General features: G+C 74.5%; 18 protein-coding genes and 1 pseudogene. 8 read left to right on the top strand and 11 right to left on the bottom strand.

The window, feature by feature from the left end; translation table 11 throughout:
• Window positions 1-183: 183 nt before the first annotated feature.
• Window positions 184-438: pseudogene (locus ACYVJ4_RS17995) on the bottom strand (DUF4031 domain-containing protein); the annotation flags it as partial.
• Between the two features lie 104 nt (window positions 439-542).
• Between ACYVJ4_RS17995 and ACYVJ4_RS17990 the strand changes: the two are divergent.
• Window positions 543-833 (top strand): WXG100 family type VII secretion target, encoded by a 291-nt coding sequence (locus tag ACYVJ4_RS17990; RefSeq protein WP_460461453.1) that lies wholly within the window; start codon window positions 543-545, stop codon window positions 831-833.
• A 797-nt stretch (window positions 834-1630) separates the two neighbouring features.
• Here ACYVJ4_RS17990 and groL read toward each other — a convergent pair.
• Window positions 1631-3259 carry a chaperonin GroEL gene (groL, locus tag ACYVJ4_RS17985; protein WP_460461452.1) on the bottom strand — a complete coding sequence of 543 codons (1629 nt, stop codon included), beginning with the start codon at window positions 3257-3259 and terminating at the stop codon, window positions 1631-1633.
• Window positions 3260-3456: 197 nt separating this feature from the next.
• On the opposite strand from groL, the gene ACYVJ4_RS17980 reads away from it, so the two are divergent.
• Window positions 3457-3945 (top strand): hypothetical protein, encoded by a 489-nt coding sequence (locus ACYVJ4_RS17980; RefSeq protein WP_460461451.1) that lies wholly within the window; start codon window positions 3457-3459, stop codon window positions 3943-3945.
• Here ACYVJ4_RS17980 and ACYVJ4_RS17975 read toward each other — a convergent pair.
• From ACYVJ4_RS17975 to ACYVJ4_RS17950, 6 genes are all read right to left on the bottom strand, one after another.
• Window positions 3911-4450 (bottom strand): LytR C-terminal domain-containing protein, encoded by a 540-nt coding sequence (locus ACYVJ4_RS17975; RefSeq protein ID WP_460461450.1) that lies wholly within the window; start codon window positions 4448-4450, stop codon window positions 3911-3913. The two genes, ACYVJ4_RS17980 and ACYVJ4_RS17975, sit on opposite strands and share 35 nt — an antisense overlap.
• A gap of 31 nt (window positions 4451-4481) precedes the next feature.
• A complete protein-coding gene (locus ACYVJ4_RS17970; protein WP_460461449.1) occupies window positions 4482-4778 on the bottom strand; it encodes a DUF3263 domain-containing protein in 297 nt (98 codons plus the stop codon).
• A gap of 51 nt (window positions 4779-4829) precedes the next feature.
• Window positions 4830-6182 (bottom strand): pyridoxal phosphate-dependent decarboxylase family protein, encoded by a 1353-nt coding sequence (locus tag ACYVJ4_RS17965; protein WP_460461448.1) that lies wholly within the window; start codon window positions 6180-6182, stop codon window positions 4830-4832.
• Between the two features lie 67 nt (window positions 6183-6249).
• On the bottom strand, window positions 6250-7977 hold the full coding sequence (locus ACYVJ4_RS17960) for an MFS transporter (protein WP_460461447.1): 1728 nt from the start codon (window positions 7975-7977) through the stop codon (window positions 6250-6252).
• Between the two features lie 143 nt (window positions 7978-8120).
• Window positions 8121-8834 (bottom strand): transglycosylase family protein, encoded by a 714-nt coding sequence (locus tag ACYVJ4_RS17955; protein WP_460461446.1) that lies wholly within the window; start codon window positions 8832-8834, stop codon window positions 8121-8123.
• A gap of 288 nt (window positions 8835-9122) precedes the next feature.
• The gene (locus ACYVJ4_RS17950) at window positions 9123-9917 is read right to left on the bottom strand and encodes an O-methyltransferase (protein WP_460461445.1); all 795 of its coding nucleotides are present in this window, start codon (window positions 9915-9917) and stop codon (window positions 9123-9125) included.
• 54 nt (window positions 9918-9971) lie between these two features.
• Here ACYVJ4_RS17950 and ACYVJ4_RS17945 point away from each other — a divergent pair, with 54 nt between their 5' ends.
• The 3 genes from ACYVJ4_RS17945 (at window position 9972) to ACYVJ4_RS17935 (ending at window position 12457) form a co-directional block, all read left to right on the top strand.
• Window positions 9972-10649, top strand: a complete 678-nt coding sequence (locus ACYVJ4_RS17945; protein ID WP_460461444.1) for a uracil-DNA glycosylase — start codon at window positions 9972-9974, stop codon at window positions 10647-10649.
• Between the two features lies 1 nt (window position 10650).
• On the top strand, window positions 10651-11919 hold the full coding sequence (locus ACYVJ4_RS17940) for a phosphotransferase (protein ID WP_460461443.1): 1269 nt from the start codon (window positions 10651-10653) through the stop codon (window positions 11917-11919).
• Window positions 11920-11992: 73 nt separating this feature from the next.
• Window positions 11993-12457, top strand: coding sequence for a MarR family transcriptional regulator (locus ACYVJ4_RS17935; protein ID WP_460461442.1), 465 nt, complete (start codon window positions 11993-11995; stop codon window positions 12455-12457).
• Here the strand turns inward: ACYVJ4_RS17935 and ACYVJ4_RS17930 are convergent.
• Entirely contained in the window at window positions 12430-13845 is a 1416-nt protein-coding gene (locus tag ACYVJ4_RS17930) for a threonine/serine exporter family protein (RefSeq protein WP_460461441.1), read from the bottom strand. The two genes, ACYVJ4_RS17935 and ACYVJ4_RS17930, sit on opposite strands and share 28 nt — an antisense overlap.
• A 59-nt stretch (window positions 13846-13904) precedes the next feature.
• Here ACYVJ4_RS17930 and ACYVJ4_RS17925 point away from each other — a divergent pair, with 59 nt between their 5' ends.
• Window positions 13905-14711, top strand: coding sequence for an SGNH/GDSL hydrolase family protein (locus ACYVJ4_RS17925; RefSeq protein WP_460461440.1), 807 nt, complete (start codon window positions 13905-13907; stop codon window positions 14709-14711).
• 9 nt (window positions 14712-14720) lie between these two features.
• Here ACYVJ4_RS17925 and ACYVJ4_RS17920 read toward each other — a convergent pair whose 3' ends face one another.
• A complete protein-coding gene (locus tag ACYVJ4_RS17920; RefSeq protein WP_460461439.1) occupies window positions 14721-15659 on the bottom strand; it encodes a hydroxymethylglutaryl-CoA lyase in 939 nt (312 codons plus the stop codon).
• A gap of 38 nt (window positions 15660-15697) precedes the next feature.
• Entirely contained in the window at window positions 15698-16270 is a 573-nt protein-coding gene (locus tag ACYVJ4_RS17915; protein WP_460461438.1) for a HEAT repeat domain-containing protein, read from the bottom strand.
• A gap of 228 nt (window positions 16271-16498) precedes the next feature.
• Between ACYVJ4_RS17915 and ACYVJ4_RS17910 the strand changes: the two genes are divergently transcribed.
• Both ACYVJ4_RS17910 and ACYVJ4_RS17905 read left to right on the top strand, forming a co-directional pair.
• A complete protein-coding gene (locus ACYVJ4_RS17910) occupies window positions 16499-17749 on the top strand; it encodes a toxic anion resistance protein (RefSeq protein ID WP_460461437.1) in 1251 nt (416 codons plus the stop codon).
• A 27-nt stretch (window positions 17750-17776) separates the two neighbouring features.
• Window positions 17777-18352, top strand: coding sequence for a hypothetical protein (locus tag ACYVJ4_RS17905; RefSeq protein WP_460461436.1), 576 nt, complete (start codon window positions 17777-17779; stop codon window positions 18350-18352).
• Window positions 18353-18458 lie beyond the last annotated feature (106 nt).

Genomic DNA, 18458 nt, shown 5'->3' with positions numbered 1-18458 from the left:
GCCGACCGCGCGGCCGGCGTCGGGCGGCACCTCGGGCAGCGCGCCGTCGACGAGCGCCAGCCGGCCACCGCGCAGCGCCAGGCCCAGCGTCTGCGCGGCCGGCTCGGGGGGACCGAGCGGCGAGAGCAGCAGGTCGACCACGACCCCGTCGTCCTCGGTGCGGCGCAGCACCCGCTCGCCCTTGCGCTTGGGTCGGCGCAGGCCGCTGCCCTGCAGCGCCCGCAGCAGGTCGCGCGCGGCGACCGGCCGCGCGCCCGCGGCCACGAGGGCGTCGTGCCGCTCGGCCGGGACGTCGTAGTGGTCGCCCTCGAACGCCCGCGGCGGCACGCCGGCCGCGGCGGCGAAGGCGTGCAGCTCGTCGAACGAGGTGTCGCTGACCAGGTGCGACCACAGCCGTCCGTGCGCCGGCCAGGCCGGCGGGTCGATGAGCAGCGCCACACCCCGAGCCTAGGCCGCGGGGCCTGTGGACGACGGCCGCGGCGCCGGCGCCGGTTCGCCTAGCGTCGTGACCCCAGCAGACCGGACGACGAGAGGCCTTCACGATGAGCAGCCAGTTCCAGGTCGACACCGAGCGGATCGGCGCGGCCGCCGGCGACGTGGCGCGGATCAGCGCCGAGATCGACACCCAGGTGGCGGCCATGACCGCGACGCTCGGCGCGCTGCAGGACGCCTGGCGCGGCGAGGCGTCGGGGCGCTTCCAGGCGGTGGCGACCGAGTGGCGCGGCACCCAGGTGCGGGTGCGCGCGGCGCTCGACCACGTCGGGCGCCTGCTCGCCCAGGCCGGCCAGCAGTACGCCGCGGCCGAGCAGCAGAACGCGGCGCTCTTCCGCTGAGCGCTCACGTGGTGTTCATCACCCGCTCGTGCTGGTGACGGCGTGGCGTCGCGCGTCCTGCCCCGTTTTCGGGTACCAAAGAGGTGCAGGCATGCACCGCAAAAGCACGAGGCCCCTCCAAGTATGAGTTGGAGGGGCCTCGCTGTTTCGCGGCGCCTCGGTCGCGCTGCCGGCAAGCCGACCTCGTGACCTCTCGGGATGACGCCCGCCCGACCCGGCCGATCCAGCAGCCTGAGCTGCCGGGACACCGAGACGGATCGCTCCGCCCGACCAGGCCCGTCTGCTCCCGACGTCTCGTCATCGACGCCGCCCGCTCGGCAAGCCGCTCGGGGGTGGAGCCTCGGTCTCCTGACCAGCCACCTCAGTCCGTCTCGGCTGCCGTCCGCCCGGGTCGCCCCGGCCTTCCGGCCTCCGCTCGGTGCTGCGGTGTGGGAGATTTCTATCCTTCGATCTCGGTGCCGCGCAAGGGTTTTCGCGAGATTGCCGTCGCAGGTTCTCCAGCCGGCCAGCTCGGCCCTGTGGACCGCCTGTGGACCACGTGTGGACGGCCCGCCCCGGCGCTGGGGGCGGTGGGTCTGGTGTGACGACGTGGTGCCCACCGACGTCGTCCACACCCTGTGGACCAGCCGCGCACCCTGCCTGTGGACGCGATCTCACCACCTGTCCAGCATGTGGACACCCGGTGAGCGCCTCCGACGACGGGAACGCCGGAGGGCGGCACCCTCGCGGGTACCGCCCTCCGGGTCGATCTGGGTCGAGCTGGTCGAGCTGGGTCGAGCTGGGTCGAGCAGCGGGACTCAGAAGTCCATGCCGCCCATGCCGCCGTCGCCACCGGGCATGGCCGGGGCGGCCTTCTCCGGCTTGTCGGCGATGACGGCCTCGGTGGTGAGGAACAGCGCGGCGATCGACGCGGCGTTCTGCAGCGCCGAGCGGGTCACCTTGACCGGGTCGTTGATGCCGGCCTGCAGCATGTCGACGTAGTCACCGGTGGCGGCGTTCAGGCCGTGGCCCGACTCCAGGCCGCGGACCTTCTCGGCCACGACCCCGCCCTCGAGACCGGCGTTGATCGCGATCTGCTTCAGCGGGGCCTCGACCGCGACGCGCACGATGTTCGCGCCGGTGGCCTCGTCACCCGAGAGCTCCAGCTTGTCGAACGCGGTCTTGCCGGCCTGGATGAGGGCCACGCCACCGCCGGCGACGATGCCCTCCTCGACCGCGGCCTTCGCGTTGCGCACCGCGTCCTCGATGCGGTGCTTGCGCTCCTTGAGCTCGACCTCGGTCGCCGCGCCGGCCTTGATGACGGCCACGCCGCCGGCCAGCTTGGCGAGCCGCTCCTGCAGCTTCTCGCGGTCGTAGTCGGAGTCCGACTTCTCGATCTCGGCGCGGATCTGGTTGACCCGGCCGGCGATCGCCTCGGCGTCACCCGCACCCTCGACGATCGTGGTCTCGTCCTTGGTGATGACCACCTTGCGGGCGCGGCCCAGCATGTCGAGGCCGGTGTTCTCGAGCTTGAGGCCGACCTCCTCGCTGATGACCTGACCACCGGTGAGGATCGAGATGTCGCCGAGCATCGCCTTGCGGCGGTCGCCGAAGCCGGGGGCCTTGACGGCGACCGACTTGAACGTGCCGCGGATCTTGTTGACGATCAGCGTCGAGAGCGCCTCGCCGTCGACGTCCTCGGCGATGATGACCAGCGGCTTGCCCGACTGCATGACCTTCTCGAGCAGCGGGAGCAGGTCCTTGACGGTCGAGATCTTGGAGTTCGCGACGAGGATGTAGGGGTCCTCGAGCTCGGTCTCCATGCGCTCGGTGTCGGTGACGAAGTACGCCGAGATGTAGCCCTTGTCGAAGCGCATGCCCTCGGTGAGCTCGAGCTCGAGCCCGAAGGTGTTCGACTCCTCGACGGTGATGACGCCTTCCTTGCCGACCTTGTCCATCGCCTCGGCGATGAGCTCGCCGATCGACGGGTCGCCGGCGGAGATGCCGGCGGTCGCGGCGATCTGCTCCTTGGTCTCGACCTCGCGGGCCGAGGCCAGCAGCTGGTCGGACACGGCCTCGACGGCCTGCTCGATGCCGCGCTTGAGGGCCATCGGGTTGGCGCCGGCGGCCACGTTGCGCAGGCCCTCGCGGACCATCGCCTGGGCCAGCACGGTGGCGGTCGTCGTGCCGTCGCCGGCGACGTCGTCCGTCTTCTTGGCGACCTCCTTGACCAGCTCGGCGCCGATCTTCTCGTAGGGGTCGTCGAGCTCGATCTCCTTGGCGATGCTGACACCGTCGTTGGTGATCGTGGGGGCGCCCCACTTCTTCTCCAGGACGACGTTGCGACCCTTCGGGCCGAGCGTGACCCGGACGGCGTCGGCGAGGGCGTTCATGCCCCGCTCGAGCCCGCGGCGGGCCTCCTCGTCGAAGGCGATGATCTTGGCCATGCTGTCGGGTTCCTCCCGTGATCGGGTGGTGGTGACCGGCGGTGCCCGCGACGGACGGAGGCCGGCGCCGCGCTCTGGTCACGCGACGGCCGACGACCTCACCGTTCGGTCGACGTCTGGTAGCACTCACGTGCTGCGAGTGCCAGGTCAATGATTAGCACTCGACCCCCGCGAGTGCAAATGCCATCATCGGGCTCGTGAACGAGCCGCAGCGGCTGCGTCCGCGGGACTGGGTGCGCCGGGTCGTCAACGTGCTGTTCCTCGCCACGCCCGCCGGCCTGGTGCTGGCCCGGCTCGGGCACGCCACGCTGCGCCCCGGGGCGCGCGGCACCTGGGTGGCCACGGGCTACGCGGCCCGCTTCCCCGCCCCGCGCGCGCCCGCGGTGACGATCGGCGACGTCGTCCTGCTGCGGCTGGACGACGCGGCGCTGGCCCGCCGTCCGCGGCTGCTCGTGCACGAGGCCCGGCACACGGGCCAGTGGGCCTGCTGGCTGGGCCTGCTCGGCTTCCCGGCGGCCTACGGCGCAGCCAGCCTGTGGTCGCTCGCCACGGTCGGCAACCCGTCGATGAACAACGTCTTCGAGCGCCGCGCCGGCTTCGTCGACGGCGGCTACCTGCACGCCGACGACCCGGCCGCGGGCGACGGGCCGGTCAGCCCGGGTAGTCGGTCCCCAGCACGACCGTGACCCGGCTGCCGCCGTACAGCGTCGACCGGGTCAGCTCGGCCGGAGCGCCCAGGTCGTCGGCCACCGCCTGCGCGGTCGCCTTCAGCGAGCTGCTGCCGTAGTAGACCGTCGTCACGCCGTCGCCGGCGGCGTTGCCGGTGGCCCGGATCGTCCAGCCCTTGCCGCGCAGCGTGTCGGCCGCTCCGGCCGCCAGCCCCGAGCGGCCGGTGCTGTTGAGCACGGCCACGCTCTGCGTGCGGTCGGCGGTGGCGGTCGGCGTCGAGGTCGCGGTGCTGGACGACGACGGCTTGGTCGTGCGCGTGGACGACGACGTCCCGCTGGACGACGGCCCCGCGGTGACGGTGTTCGACCCGGTGGGCTGGTCGCTCCCCCCGCCCCACCAGCCGGTGGCCCACGCCACGATCGCGACGATGGCGACGGCGGCGACCAACCAGGGGACGGCACCGGCGACGCCGAGGCCGCTCGGACGATGGGCGCCGCGGCGCTCGCGGGTCAGGTGGCTCATGCGCTCGGTGCGGGCCGGGCCGCGGGCGGCGTCAGACCTTGAGGCCGAGCCGGCGCGCGGAACGGGCGCGCTGGCGCGAGGCCCGCATGCGCCGCAGACGCTTGACCAGCATCGGGTCGAACTCGAGCGCGTCCTGCCGGTCGATCAGGGCGTTGAGCACCTGGTAGTACCGCGTGGCCGACATGTCGAACAGCTCGCGGATGGCCTGCTCCTTGGCCCCCGCGTACTTCCACCACTGGCGCTCGAAGCTGAGGATCTCGCGGTCGCGCTCGGACAGCCCGGACGCCGGGCTCTGCGCACTGGTGCGGTCGGTCGTGGCGGCGTCCATGACCCCCACAGTAGACGGTGAACCACACCGATGTCATTCGCTCACCCACCTTCACGCCATGGTGTCGAGGATGTTCGAGATGTCACCCTCGCTCGTGTTGGGGTTGACCACCGCGAACCGCGTCACGGTCTCGCCCTCGTGCGAGGTCGGGACGACGAACGCGAAGTTCGCGAGCAGCAGCCGGTCGGACCACCGCTGGTACTGCTGCGGCGTCCACCCGACCCGGCGGAAGACCACCACCGAGGTGTCGGGCTCGCGCAGCAGCTCGAGGTAGTCGCGCCGCTCGATCTCGGCGGCGGCGTACCGCGTCACCTCCAGCGTGCGTTCGACCGCAGCGCTGTAGGCCGCCGTGCCGTGCGTCGCGAGGCTGAACCAGAACGGCAGCCCGCGGGCCCGGCGGGTCAGGCCCACCGAGTAGTCGCTCGGGTTGAACTCGGCCGCCTCGGTCAGGACGTCGAGGTAGCCGGCCTTCTGGGTGTGGGCCGCGCGGCCCTGCTGCGGGTCGCGGTAGATCAGCGCGCAGCAGTCGAACGGCGCGAACAGCCACTTGTGCGGGTCGACGATGAACGAGTCGCAGCGCTCGACGCCGGCGTAGCGGTCGCGGATGCTCGGCGCGGCCAGGCCGGCCCCGCCGTACGCGCCGTCGACGTGGAACCACACGCCGAGCTCCTCGCACACGTCGGCGACCGAGGCGAGGTCGTCGACGATGCCGAAGTTGGTGGTGCCCGCCGTGGCGACGACGGCGAACAGGCCGTCCGCGCCGACCGCCTCGAGGGTGCGGCGCAGGTTCTCGCCCGTCAGCCGCCCGGCGTCGTCGACCGGCACGCCCACGAAGTCGACGTCCATGACGTCGCACGCGCTCTTGATCGAGGAGTGCGCCTGGGTCGTGCCGGCCACCTTCCAGCGCGCCGGCGGCTCGCCCTCGCGGCCCATCCGGGCCGCGTGCCGGGCCGCCACGAGCGCGGACAGGTTGCCGATGGTGCCGCCGGGCACGAAGACGCCGCCCGCGCCCTCGGGCAGGCCGACGAGGTCGCTGATCCAGCGCAGGGCGGCGTTCTCGGCGTGCACCGCGCCCGAGCCCTCCAGCCACGAGCCGCCGTAGATCGACGACGCCCCGACGACCAGGTCGAACAGCGTGCTGGCCTCGGTGGGCGCGCACGGGATGAACGAGAGGTAGCGCGGGTGGTCGGTCGAGATGCAGGCCGGCGCGAGCTCGCGGGTGAACAGCTCGAGCGCCGCCTCGCCGCCGAGACCGGCCTCGGTGATCGTGGCGCCGGCCACCTCGTCCAGCTCGGCGGGGGTGCGGGGGCCGTCCAGCGGGACCGGGTCCATCCGCGAGCGCCGCCGGGTGTACTCCAGGACCGCCTGGGCCAGCGCTTCGACGTCCGCGTCGTATCGGTGCACGACCGAGCAGTGTAGGTGGGACCGCGGGGCGCCCTCCGAGGTGGCTCGACGGTGGCTCGGCGGCAGCTCAGCCGGTGACGGCGGGCTCCGTGACGGGGGTCGGCTCGGGCCGCGCGGCGCGCGGGGTGGGCCGCACGAGCGAGACCAGCGCGCCGACCAGGCACATGGCCGCCGCGGCGAGGAACACCACGACCAGCCCGTGGTGCAGCGGACCGCTGATCAGGTCGGGGAAGTACGTCGTCCCCACCAGCGTGCGGGCGTGGTCGGCCGGCAGGTGCGCCAGGACGTCGGGCCCGAGCATCTGCCGCACCGGGTTGTAGCCGAGGAACGCGGCGAACAGGCTGCCGACCGGCGGCAGGTCCGCGACCTGCTGGGCCGTGGCCGCGGGCACGCCCTGCGCCACCAGGCTGCGGTCGAGCGTGCCGGGCAGCCGCTGCGCGAGGCCCGCGATCATCAGCGAGAAGAAGATGCCGATCGAGAGCAGCATCCCGGCGTTCATGAAGGTCGCGCGCATGCCGGACGCCGAGCCCCGGTCGCCCGGCTCGACGGCGCCCATGATCGCGCTCGTGTTGGGGGCGGCGAACAGGCCGGAGCCGACGCCGTTCAGCGCGATGAGCGCGGCGAACCAGCCGTAGGAGAAGTTCACCGGCAGCAGGAGCAGCCCGACGAACGAGAGCGTCGCGACGCCGAGCCCGACCGCGGCGAACAGCCGCGAGCCGTACCGGTCGGACAGGTGGCCCGACACAGGACCGGCGGCGAGGAACCCGATGGTGAGCGGCACCAGGTAGATGCCGGCCCACAGCGGCGTCTGCTCGTAGTCGTAGCCGTGCAGGGGCAGCCACACGCCCTGCAACCAGATGATGAGCATGAACTGCAGCCCGCCGCGGGCCACCGACGCGAGCAGGGTGGCCGCGTTGCCGAGCGCGAAGGTGCGGTCGCGGAACAGCTCGAGGTGGAACATCGGGTGCTCGACCCGGCGCTCGACCAGCCAGAACACGACGAGCAGGACGACGCCCGCGACCAGCCCCGCGACGACCCAGGGGTTCGCCCAGCCGGTGTCGTGGTCGCCGTACGGCTGGATGCCGTAGGTGATCGCGGCGAGCAGCGAGGTCAGGCCGGCGCCGAAGGTCAGGTTGCCGACCCAGTCGACCCGGCCGCCGCCACGCTCGCCCAGCTCGTGCAGCGATCGGTAGGCCCACACCGTGCCGACCAGGCCGATCGGCACCGACACCCAGAACACCGAGCGCCAGTGCCACTCGGCGAGCAGGCCGCCGAGCACCAGCCCGACGAACGAGCCGGCGAGCGCCGCCACCTGGTTGATGCCCAGCGCCATGCCGCGCTGGTGGGCCGGGAAGGCGTCGGTGAGGATCGCGGTCGAGTTGGCCATGAGCATCGCGCCGCCCACGCCCTGGACGACGCGGAAGCCGATCAGCCACAGCGCACCAGCCCCACCGCTGAACGGCACGAGCGCGAGCGCCACCGACGACAGCGCGAACACCGCGAAGCCCGCGTTGTACGTCCTGACCCGGCCGTGCTGGTCGCCCAGCCGGCCGAGCGAGACCACCAGCACCGCCGTGACGAGCAGGTAGCCCATGAGCATCCACAGCAGGTAGCTCACGTTGGCCGGCTCGAGCGGGTCGAGGGCGATGCCGCGGAAGATCGCGGGCAGCGAGATGAGCACGATCGAGGCGTTGACCGTCGCGAGCAGCACGCCGAGCGTGGTGTTCGACAGGACCACCCACTTGTAGCGCGGGTGGGCGGTGTCGTAGCGGGGCGTGCGGGTGCTGGTGGGCACGGGTCCTCCGGATCAGTTACATCGTTAGCCGAAGTAATCCTAGCCGCGAGACGTCGTCCCGCGCCCGCCGGGACGGCGAAAGGCCCCGGCACGCGGCGCCGGGGCCCTTCGAGGTGGTGCGTGGTGCTCGGTGCTGGCTCGCGTCAGCGGGGGAGCAGCAGCCGCTGGCCGACGTGCAGCCGGTTCGGGTCGTGCCCGATCGAGCGCTGGTTCTTGCGGTACAGCGCGTGCCAGCCGCCGTGCACACCGGTGCGGGTCGCGATCGTGCTCAGCGAGTCGCCCGAGCGGACGACGTAGATGCCGGCGCGGCGGTTCGACGCGGCCTTCTTGGCCCGCTTGGCGGTCCAGTAGCCGGGCGAGTGGTGCGAGGCGTGCCGGGTGCTGCTGTGGTGGGCGGCCTTGTGGGCGGCCTTCTTCTTCACCACGGCCTTGCGGGCCTTCGAGCGGCTGACGCCCGGGTCGCCCGCGGCGTCCGCGCGGGTCAGGCCGAGCTTGCGCGAGCACGCGGGCCAGGCGCCCCAGCCCTGCGCGTCGAGCACCTTCTCGGCGACCCGGATCTGCTCGGAACGGGTGGCCCGGTGCGCCGACGAGGCGTACTGGCCGCCGCCGAACGCGCGCCACGTGCTGGGGCTGAACTGCAGCCCGCCGTAGTAGCCGTTGCCGGTGTTGATGGACCAGTTGCCGCCGCTCTCGCACTGCGCGAGGCGGTCCCAGGTGCGGCCGGTGGCGGCGCTCGCGGGGCCGGCGAGCGCCACGGGAGCCGCGACGACCGCACCGGCGGTGGTGATGCCGGCGACCACGCGGGCCGGGCGGCGGGGGGAGGTCGGGATGCGGTGACGCCCGGAGTACGTGGACATGCGGGGACGGCCTCTCACGCGCAGCGCCTTCGAGGTGAGCTGTCGGGTTCGGGTTCGTGAGCACCCGGCCGGACCGGCTCCTCGCGGAGCGGCACGGCTTCACCCCCAGTCCGCGGGCGGACGTCGTACCTGGGTCCCCCGCCTCCACCCGCATCAGGGTCTGCGGCCCGTCACCCGCCGGGTGGAGCTCGGCGCTGCGGGGACGGTCGTCACGTCGGTGACCTCACGACGGTACGGTCGCCCGCGCGAAGATCACAAGGGTTTCGCTCACTTTTCGTGATCAGTTGATCACTGCTTGTGGATCATGGCGCGGGCTGCGCGCCGCAGCAGCCGGCCGGGAGCGGCGTCCAGGTCGTGCGTCTGCGGCGGGTCGTCGGGCGCGGCGGGCTCGCCCAGCCAGAGCACCCCGCGCGAGGGCCGGCCGCCCTGGCGCAGCTCGGTGACCCGCACCTGCTCCTGCGCGCGGATCGCCGCCCACGCCCGCGCCATGCCGGGGCTCCAGGCGATGTCGTCGTGCACGACGACCGCCCGCGGCGCCGTCCGGGCGCGCAGCTGGCGGTGGTACTCCAGCGTCGGGCCCTCCTGGTGGTGGCCGTCGACGAAGACCAGGTCGAGCGGCTCGACCAGCCGGTCGAGGAACGGCCCGACCGTGTGCGAGAACCGCCCGACCCGGACGTCGACCACGACCGTCCGCAGGTCGTGCTCGGCCACGAAGGCGTCCAGCTGGTGCTGCGCGAGCGCCGCGACCTGCTCGTCGCCCTCGAACGTGGTCAGGTGACCGCCGCCGGCCGCGCTCATGCCCGCCAGCAGGTACATCGCCGAGACGCCGGCGGACGTCCCGAGCTCGACGACCCGCACCGGGCCACCGCCCGCCCGCTGCGCCGCCGCGTGCGCGAGGTGCGCGAGCCAGCGGCCCTGCGCCGGGTTGCTCGTGGCCCGCAGCAGCGCCCGCGCCCCGCGGCTGGCGACCCGCGGCTCGACGTGCAGCAGCCGTGCCCAGGGCTCGGCGTGGCGCACGAGCGCTCGACGCCGGCGGGCGACCGCGCGCAGCAGCGCGGGATCGGGTCCGGTGGGGGCGGGCATGCGCGGCACGATGGCACGAGCGGACCCTCCGCGGCCACGGCTAGGGTCGGCGTCGTGACCCAGCGCCCGCTCGCCGAGCTCGTCGACCCCGGGTGGGCGCGGGCCCTCGCACCGGTCGAGCCGCAGCTGCGCGAGATGGGTGAGTTCCTGCGGGCCGAGGTCGCGGCGGGCCGCGAGTACCTGCCCGCCGGCCAGCACGTGCTGCGGGCCTTCGAGCGGCCGTTCGCCGACGTCCGGGTGCTCGTCGTCGGCCAGGACCCGTACCCCACGCCCGGTCACCCCGTCGGCCTGTCCTTCTCGGTCGCGCCCGGCGTGCGGCCGCTGCCGCGCAGCCTGCAGAACGTCTTCCGCGAGCTGGTGCAGGACGTCGGCGTGGCCCCGCCGCGCGACGGCGACCTGTCGCCGTGGTGCGACCAGGGCGTGCTGCTGCTCAACCGGGTGCTCACCGTGGCGCCGGGCGCCTCGGCCAGCCACCGCGGCCGGGGCTGGGAGGCGGTCACCGACCAGGCCATCCGGGCGCTCGTGGAGCGCGGTGGCCCGCTGGTGGCGGTGCTGTGGGGACGCGACGCGCAGACGCTGCGCCCGCTGCTCGGGAGCACGCCGCGCGTCGAGAGCGCGCACCCCAGCCCGATGTCGGCCGACCGCGGGTTCTTCGGCTCGCGGCCGTTCAGCCGGGTCAACGCGATGCTGGCCGAGCAGGGCGCCGCGCCGGTCGACTGGTCGCTGGCCTGACGTGCCCCGCTCGGTGCGCCTGCTGGTGCTGGACGACGACGCCGAGCCCGTCGGCGTGCTCGGACCGCTCGACGTCGAGTCGCGCTGGTGGCCCGACGTCGAGCCGGTGGTCGCGGCGGCGCGCGACGCCGGCGCCGAGCTCGTCGTGCTGCGGCTGCTCTCGTCGCTCAGCACGGCCGACGACGACCCCGACGCCGGGTCGGTGGGCGGCCACGTCGTCTACCTCGCGCAGCTGACCGGACCGGCCCCCGACGGGCTGGGCCCGACGTCCGGCCTGCTGGACGACGACGCGCTCGCCGCCGTGCTGGCCGACCACCCGCTGCGGCTGCCCTACGCGCGCCCCGGCGGCCCGCAGGCGCTCGTGGCCTGGGCAGACGAGGTGCTGGCGGCGCAGGGACGGCCTCGCACCCGGCCGGTCGAGCAGGTCAAGACCTGGAACCTGTCGTCGATCCTGCGGCTGCCCACGGCCGACGGGCCGGTCTGGTGCAAGAGCGTGCCGCCGTTCTTCCGGCACGAGGGTGCGATGGTCGCGCGGGTCGCCGACCGGCACCCGCACCTCGTGCCGCCCCTGCTCGCGGCCGACGACGCCACGGGCACCGTGCTGCTCGCCGACGTCCCGGGCGAGGACCAGTGGGCGGCGCCGACCGACCGGCTGCTCGCCATGGTCGAGACGGTGGTCGAGCTGCAGGACGAGCAGGTCGGCCGGGTCGACGACCTCCTGGCGCTCGGGCTGCCGGACTGGCGCGGGCCGCAGCTGGCGGCGGCGCTGGCCGCGATGGTCGCCCGGGCCGACGTGCGCGAGCGGCTGGACGACGACGAGCTCGACCCGCTCGACCGGCTCGTCGCGGGGCTGCCGGACCTGGTGGCCGAGCTCGACGCCTGCGGCCTGCCGGACACCCTGGTGCACGGCGACCTGCACCCCGGCAACTGGCGGCACGGCCCCGGCGGACTGCTCCTGCTCGACTGGGGCGACAGCGGCGTGGGCAACCCGCTGCTCGACCAGCCCGCGTTCCTCGAGCGGGTGCCGGACGACGTCCGGCCGCTGGTGCGGCAGACCTGGACGGCTGCCTGGGCGCGCCGGGCGCCGGACGCCGACGTCGCGCGTGCTGGTGAGCTGGTGCGGCCGCTGGCGACGCTGCGGCAGGCGCTGATCTACCGGACCTTCCTCGACCAGATCGAGCCCGACGAGCAGGTCTACCACCGCGAGGACGTGCCGTTCTGGCTGCGGCGCGCGGTGGCGGAGGCGGCAGGCGCGACGGGAAGTTCGTGAGCCGAAGCATTCCCGGTCCGGGAATGTTGCGGTAACGATTGGCCGCCTGCAGCCGTGTTGCTACCGTCGTCGCATGGCTCGTCCCACTTCCGCCACCGTCCAGGCCTCGGTGGTGGCCTCGCGCGCCCTCATGGGCGTCATGGCGCGCTCCATGGCCTCGACGCTCGACCAGGTCTCGCTGCCGCAGTTCCGGGTGCTGGTGCTGCTCGCGGCGTCCGGCCGGCTGCGCACCGGCGCCCTGGCCGAGCGCACCGGCGTGCACCCCTCGACCCTGACCCGCACAGCCGACCGCCTGGTGCGTGGCGGGTGGGTGCGCCGGGTCGACAACCCGCTCAGCCGGCGCGAGGTGCTCGTCGAGCTCACCGACGAGGGCGCCGAGCTGGTGGCCGAGGTCATGCGGCGCCGCACGGCCGAGATCACCGAGATCCTGTCGCGCCTGCCGCGGGCGCAGCACCAGGTGGTGCTGGCCGGCTTCGAGGCGTTCGCCGCCGCGGCCGGAGAGCCCAGCGCTCAGGACCTGCTGGTGCTCGGCGCCTGACGCGAGCGCTGGCGGCGCAGCCGCTGCCAGCGGCGGTCGGCCGGGGCCGCCACGAAGTCCCCGAGCGCGACGCCGGCACCCAGCGCCAGCGCCGTCGTGACCGCGATGAACAGCGGCCCGATCCCCCGCTGCGCGTCCTCGGCCAGGACGCTCATCGCCCGGAAGATCGCCAGACCGGGCAGCAGCGACGAGAGCGCCGGCACCGACAGCACCAGGGCCGGGGCGTGCACCCGCCCGGCGACGGCGCGCGCGACGACGCCGATCACCGCGGCGGCGGCCGCCGTGGCCGCGGTGGCGCCGGCGATCTCGGTGGCGCGCAGCAGCCCGAACACCAGGTAGCCCAGCACCCCGACGGCGACGGCGGGCAGCACGTAGCGCCGCCGGCTGCGGTAGGCGACCGCCGTGGCGAGGGACGCGACGGCCGCGGCCGCCAGCCCTCGCCCGACGTCACCGGCGGTCGTGACCCCGGCGTCGACGTCCAGCACGAGGTCGAGGCGGCGGGCCAGGCCCAGCCCGATCGCGACCCCGCTGATGATGGCGGCCGCCGTGAGCAGCACCTCCAGCACGCGGCCGGACGCCGTCACCGCGAACCCGCTGATCGCGTCCTCGACGGCCTGCACCAGCATCCGCCCGGGCAGCAGGACGACGATGCCGCCCGAGATCACGGCCCCGGCGTCCGGCGCGTCGATCAACGACCACTCGACGGCGAGCACCGACACCACGCTCGCGATGGTGGCGCCGGCGAAGGTGACGAAGAAGGGCTGCAGCCCGCGGCGGGCCAGCACCCGGCCGAGCCGGTCGACCGCCACGCTCGCGACGAAGGCCAGCCCGGTCGCCCGGGGGCTGCCGCCCACCAGCACGCAGACCGCCGCGGCCAGGACGCCGTAGGCGAGCGAGACGACCCAGCGCGGCCACGGCTTGGGCGAGGTCTCGATCTCGCGCAGCCGTTGCGCGGCCTCCTGCCGCGGGCACCGGCCCTCGACGAGGTCCTCGACCAGCCGGTGGGCCGCCGCGAGCCGCGCGTGGTCGCGGCTCTGCGCGCGCGCCACCCGGACCAGCGTGAGCGGCGCGCGGTCGGGAGGGGCGTGCTGCAGCAGCATCGACTGCACGGTGATGTCGACCTCGACGTGGGTCAGCCCGAGCGCGGTCGTCACGGCGATCAGGCTGGCCTCGACGTCGCGGGTGCCGGCGCCGCTGCGGAACAGCAGCTCGCCCAGCCGCAGGCCGAACTCCACGGCCTCGCGGGCCTGGCGGTCCTGCGGCGCCTCCATGCGCGACGGCTCGCGGAAGGGCGTGCCGCGCAGCCGCTCGACGATGGGCATCGGGCCGGTCGGCTCCTCGGCCCGCAGCCAGCGCTGCCACGAGCCCCGGGCGGACGGCTCGGTCATGACCCCATCGTCCCACCCCCGGCGCGCCGCGCCGTCGGGGAGCGGGCAGCATGGGCGCCATGGCTGAGCAGACCCCGCGCTGGTCGCGGTACGTCGCCGTCGGCGACTCGTTCACCGAGGGCCTCGAGGACCTCGCGGACGACGGCACCTACCGCGGCTGGGCCGACCGGCTGGCGCAGCGGCTGGCGGCGGCGCGGGCGTCCGAGCCCTTCGGGTACGCCAACCTCGCGGTGCGCGGGCGGCTGCTGGGGCAGATCGCCGGCGAGCAGGTGCCGCAGGCGATCGGGCTGGGCGCCGACCTGGTGAGCCTGGTGGGCGGCGGCAACGACGTCCTGCGCCCCGGGGCCGACCCCGACGTCCTGACCGCCCGGCTCGAGCTCGCGGTCGCCGACCTGCGCGAGAGCGGGGCCGACGTCCTGCTGGCGACGCCGGTCGACCCGGTGCAGTCGCCGCTGATCAACCTGACCCGCGGCAAGGCGGCGGTGTTCGCGGCCGCGATCTGGTCGATCGCCCGCCGTCAGGGCGCCTACGTGCTCGACCTGTGGGGCATGAAAGCGTTGCAGGACAGGCGGATGTGGGCCCCCGACCGGATCCACCTCACCAGCGCGGGGCACGACCGGGTCGCGCTGTACGCGGCCGAGGTGCTCGGCCTGACGGGCGACGGCAGCTGGGCGGTGCCGCTGCCCCCGGCGCCGGCGCGCGTGCGCTCGGCCGCCCTGCGCGAGGACGCGCTCTGGCTGCGCCAGCACGTGGCGCCGTGGGTGGGCCGCCGGCTGCGGCGCGAGTCGTCCGGGGACGTCGTGCAGCCCAAGCGGCCGCAGCCGCTCCCGCTCGAACCGCCGCTCGAGCCGCGCGCGAAGGACTGACCCCGCGGGTCAGGCCAGCGCGCGGACGGCGTTCGACGGGCTCTCGCGCCCCATGACCCCGGCCAGCCAGACGCTGGTGGCCACGAGCTGCTCGAGGTCGACCCCGGTCGCGACACCCAGGCCGTGCAGCTGCCAGACGAGGTCCTCGGTGGCGAGGTTGCCGGTGGCGGACATCGCGAACGGGCAACCGCCGAGGCCGCCCGCCGACGCGTCGACGGTCGTGATGCCCTGCTGCAGGGCGACCAGGGTGTTCGACAGCGCCTGGCCGTACGTGTCGTGGAAGTGCACGGCCAGCCGCTCGCGCGCGACGCCCGCGTCGTCCAGGCGCTGCAGCAGGTCGACGACCTGGCCCGGGGTGGCCACGCCGATGGTGTCGCCCAACGAGATCTCGTGGCAGCCCTGCTCGACCAGCGCACCAACGACGTCGACGACCGCGGCCGGGTCGACGTCGCCCTCCCAGGGGTCGCCGAAGCACATCGACACGTAGCCGCGCACCTGACGGCCGGCGTCCAGCGCACCGGTCACGACCTCGGCGGACATCGCGAGCGCCTCGTCGCGCGAGGCGTTGAGGTTCTTGCGCGCGAACGACTCCGTGGCGCTGACGAACACCGCGAGCTCGGGGACGTCGCGCGCGAGCGCCCGCTCGAGCCCGTGCCGGTTCGGCACCAGCACCGGGGCGCGCACCCCGGCCAGCTCGCCGCTCGACAACGGTCCCAGCAGGTCGAGCAGCTGCTCGGCGTCCGCCAGCTGGGGCACCCAGCGCGGGTGCACGAAGCTGGTCAGCTCGACCGCCCGCAGCCCGCTCGCGACCAGCCGCCGCACCAGCTCGGCCTTGACCTCGACCGGCACGACCGCGGACTCGTTCTGCAGCCCGTCGCGGGCGCCGACCTCGTACACCGTGACCCGCTCGGGCAGTCCCGCGAGCGGTGTGACCTGGGGGCTTCGCACGCGCCGACCCTACGCGGGCGACGTCGTGCGGATCGACCTCACCACCGGTCGAGCCGCTGCTGCAGCCGGCGCAGCGACAGCTCGGCCGCGCGGTGCACCGCCGGGTAGGGGTCGTCGAGCGCGTCCCGGACGGCGTCGAGCGCCTCGCCCTCGCCGACCACGCCGAGCGCGCGCACGGCGGCCGCGCGCACGCGGGGCACCTCGTCGTCGACCAGCGGCTCGAGCGCCTCGCCCGCCTCGCCCAGCTCGCGGGCGGCGGCCACCTTGGCCGCCATCTCGCGCACCCGCCAGGCCTCGTGGGCCAGCGCGCCGACCACCGAGCCCGTGAGCACCGTCGACGGCGCCCAGACGTAGAGCAGGGTGCGCGCGGCCCAGACCTGCGGCCAGTAGGCGCGGCCGGTGGGGTCGACCTCGGGGTCGGCCGCGTAGCGCGCGGCCGAGACACCGCCGAGCCAGGTCAGGTGCGGTGCGTCGGGGTCGTCCGGGGCGACGTCGCCGCGCAGCAGGGCGGCGCACCAGCCGACGAGCTCGCGCTCGCCCAGCGTCTCGGCCGCGAGCAGGGCGCGCTCCTTCGGCGTGAGGCCGGCGCCGTCGTCCGGTGCGGGGTCCACGCGGCCGACGCTAGCCGCCGGCACCCACCGGCACCGACCGGCACCGTGCGCGATCTGACGAGTTCCTCGTCGGCGACGGGCGGATCGTCCCGGTTTGCCCGGCGGCGCAGGGGGAAACGTGTCAGATCGCGACCGGGGGGACGCAGGGAACCGAGTAGGTTGACCGGACGTCCTGTGGGGGCGAGGGGACGTCGTCCACGGTGGACGACGGGCGCGAGGGAGGACCACGTGACCGACGCATCGCCGGGTGCCGCGCAGGGCCAGGTGCCGGAGCAGGCCGCGCTCGCACCGCCGGACGCCACCTTGACGCTGACCGCGCCCGAGCCGGTCGCCCCGGTGGCCGCCACCGCCGCGCCCAAGATGGCGCCCGCGGTCGACCCGGCGGCGCTGCCCGGGCTGGACGCCAAGGTCGAGGGCTTCCTCACCTCCCTGCTGTCGGCCGCGCCGCACTCCCCCGAGTTCGCGGCCAAGGCGGGCGACGTCCGCACCATGGGCGACGTCGACATCCGCTCGGCCGCCGAGAGCTCCAACCGGCTGCTGAAGTCGCCCGTCCGCGCGCTGCAGGAGGGCGGGCTGGCCTCCGGCTCCAAGGTCGGGACGACGCTGGTCGAGCTGCGCCGCACCGTCGAGGACCTCGACCCGGCGGGTGCCCAGGGCGCTCGCAAGCTGCTCGGCGTGCTGCCGTTCGGCGACAAGCTCACCGACTACTTCCGCAAGTACCAGAGCGCGCAGAGCCACCTCGACGCGATCCTGCACGCGCTGCGCGACGGCCAGGACGAGCTGCGCAAGGACAACGCGGCGCTCAACCTCGAGAAGACCGAGCTGTGGGCCGCGATGGGCCGGCTCAACCAGTACGTCTACGTGGCCGAGCGGCTCGACGCCCAGCTCGCCGCGAAGATCGCCGACCTCGAGGCGACCGACCCCGAGCGGGCGCGCTCGCTGCGCGACGACGTGCTGTTCTACGTGCGGCAGAAGCACCAGGACCTGCTGACCCAGCTCGCGGTGTCGATCCAGAACTACCTGGCCATCGACGTCGTCATCAAGAACAACCTCGAGCTGGTCAAAGGCGTCGACCGCGCCTCGACGACGACGGTGTCGGCGCTGCGCACCGCGGTGATCGTGGCCCAGGCGCTGAGCAACCAGAAGCTGGTGCTCGACCAGATCACGGCGCTCAACAGCACCACGTCGACGATGATCGAGCGCACCTCGCAGATGCTCAAGGACAACTCCGTGCGGATCCAGGAGCAGGCGGCCTCGGCCACCATCGGCCTGCCCCAGCTGCAGGCCGCGTTCGCCAACATCTACGCGACCATGGACGCGATCGACTCCTTCAAGGTCACCGCGCTCGACAACATGGCCGCCACCATCGGCACCCTCGAGACCGAGGTCGGCAAGTCCAAGGCGTACCTCGACCGCGTGCAGCAGCAGGACGACCGCCTGGCGAGCGGCTCGCTCGACCTGGGCGGCACCTCGAGCTGATGGCGACCTGCTGATGGCGGCTCGCTGATGCCCGGGCTGGGGGACCTGCTCGCCCGCATGGCCGGACGACGACGCGCGCCGGACGACGTCCCGCGCCTCGAGCTGCCGCGCGTGCCGACGGCCGACGACCTGCTCGCCGCCGTCGACCGGGTCGAGGCGCTCGTGAGCGGCGGCGCCGTGCCGGCCGCGGTCGCCTCGCGGGTGGGCCGGGTGACGCGCACGGTGCGCGACACGGTGCCGCGCCTCGACCGGCTCGGCGCCGGCTCGCCCCAGGCCTACTCGGTGATGGCGACCGCCACCGACTACCTGCCCGAGGCCGTGGGCGGGTACCTGCGGCTGCCGCGCGACTGGGCCAACAGCCGCCCGGTCGACTCCGGGCGCACCTCGCTGATGGTGCTGATCGACCAGCTCGACCTGCTCGCGCGCACCATGGACCAGGTGCTCGACGCCGTGAACCGCGAGGACGCCGCCGCGCTGGTGGCGCACGGCCGGTTCCTCGCCGAGAAGTTCGGCAGCGCGTCGTCCGGCGGCGCGCTCGACCTCGGCGTCCCGGACCCGGGCAGCCTCGAGGCCGGACGGCTCCGTCCCCCGGAGGCGACGTGAGCACCGCCGGCCCCGCGCTGCAGGCCGCGCTCGACGCGCTGGCCGCGGCCGCCGTCCGGGCCGGGCTGGACGACGGCGCCGCCCGGGCCGAGGGCGCCGACCAGCC

It is taken from the genome of Angustibacter peucedani (assembly GCF_054779595.1).
Note: the sequence above shows the minus strand (reverse complement) of the source record. Positions and strands in the feature narration are given on the sequence as shown.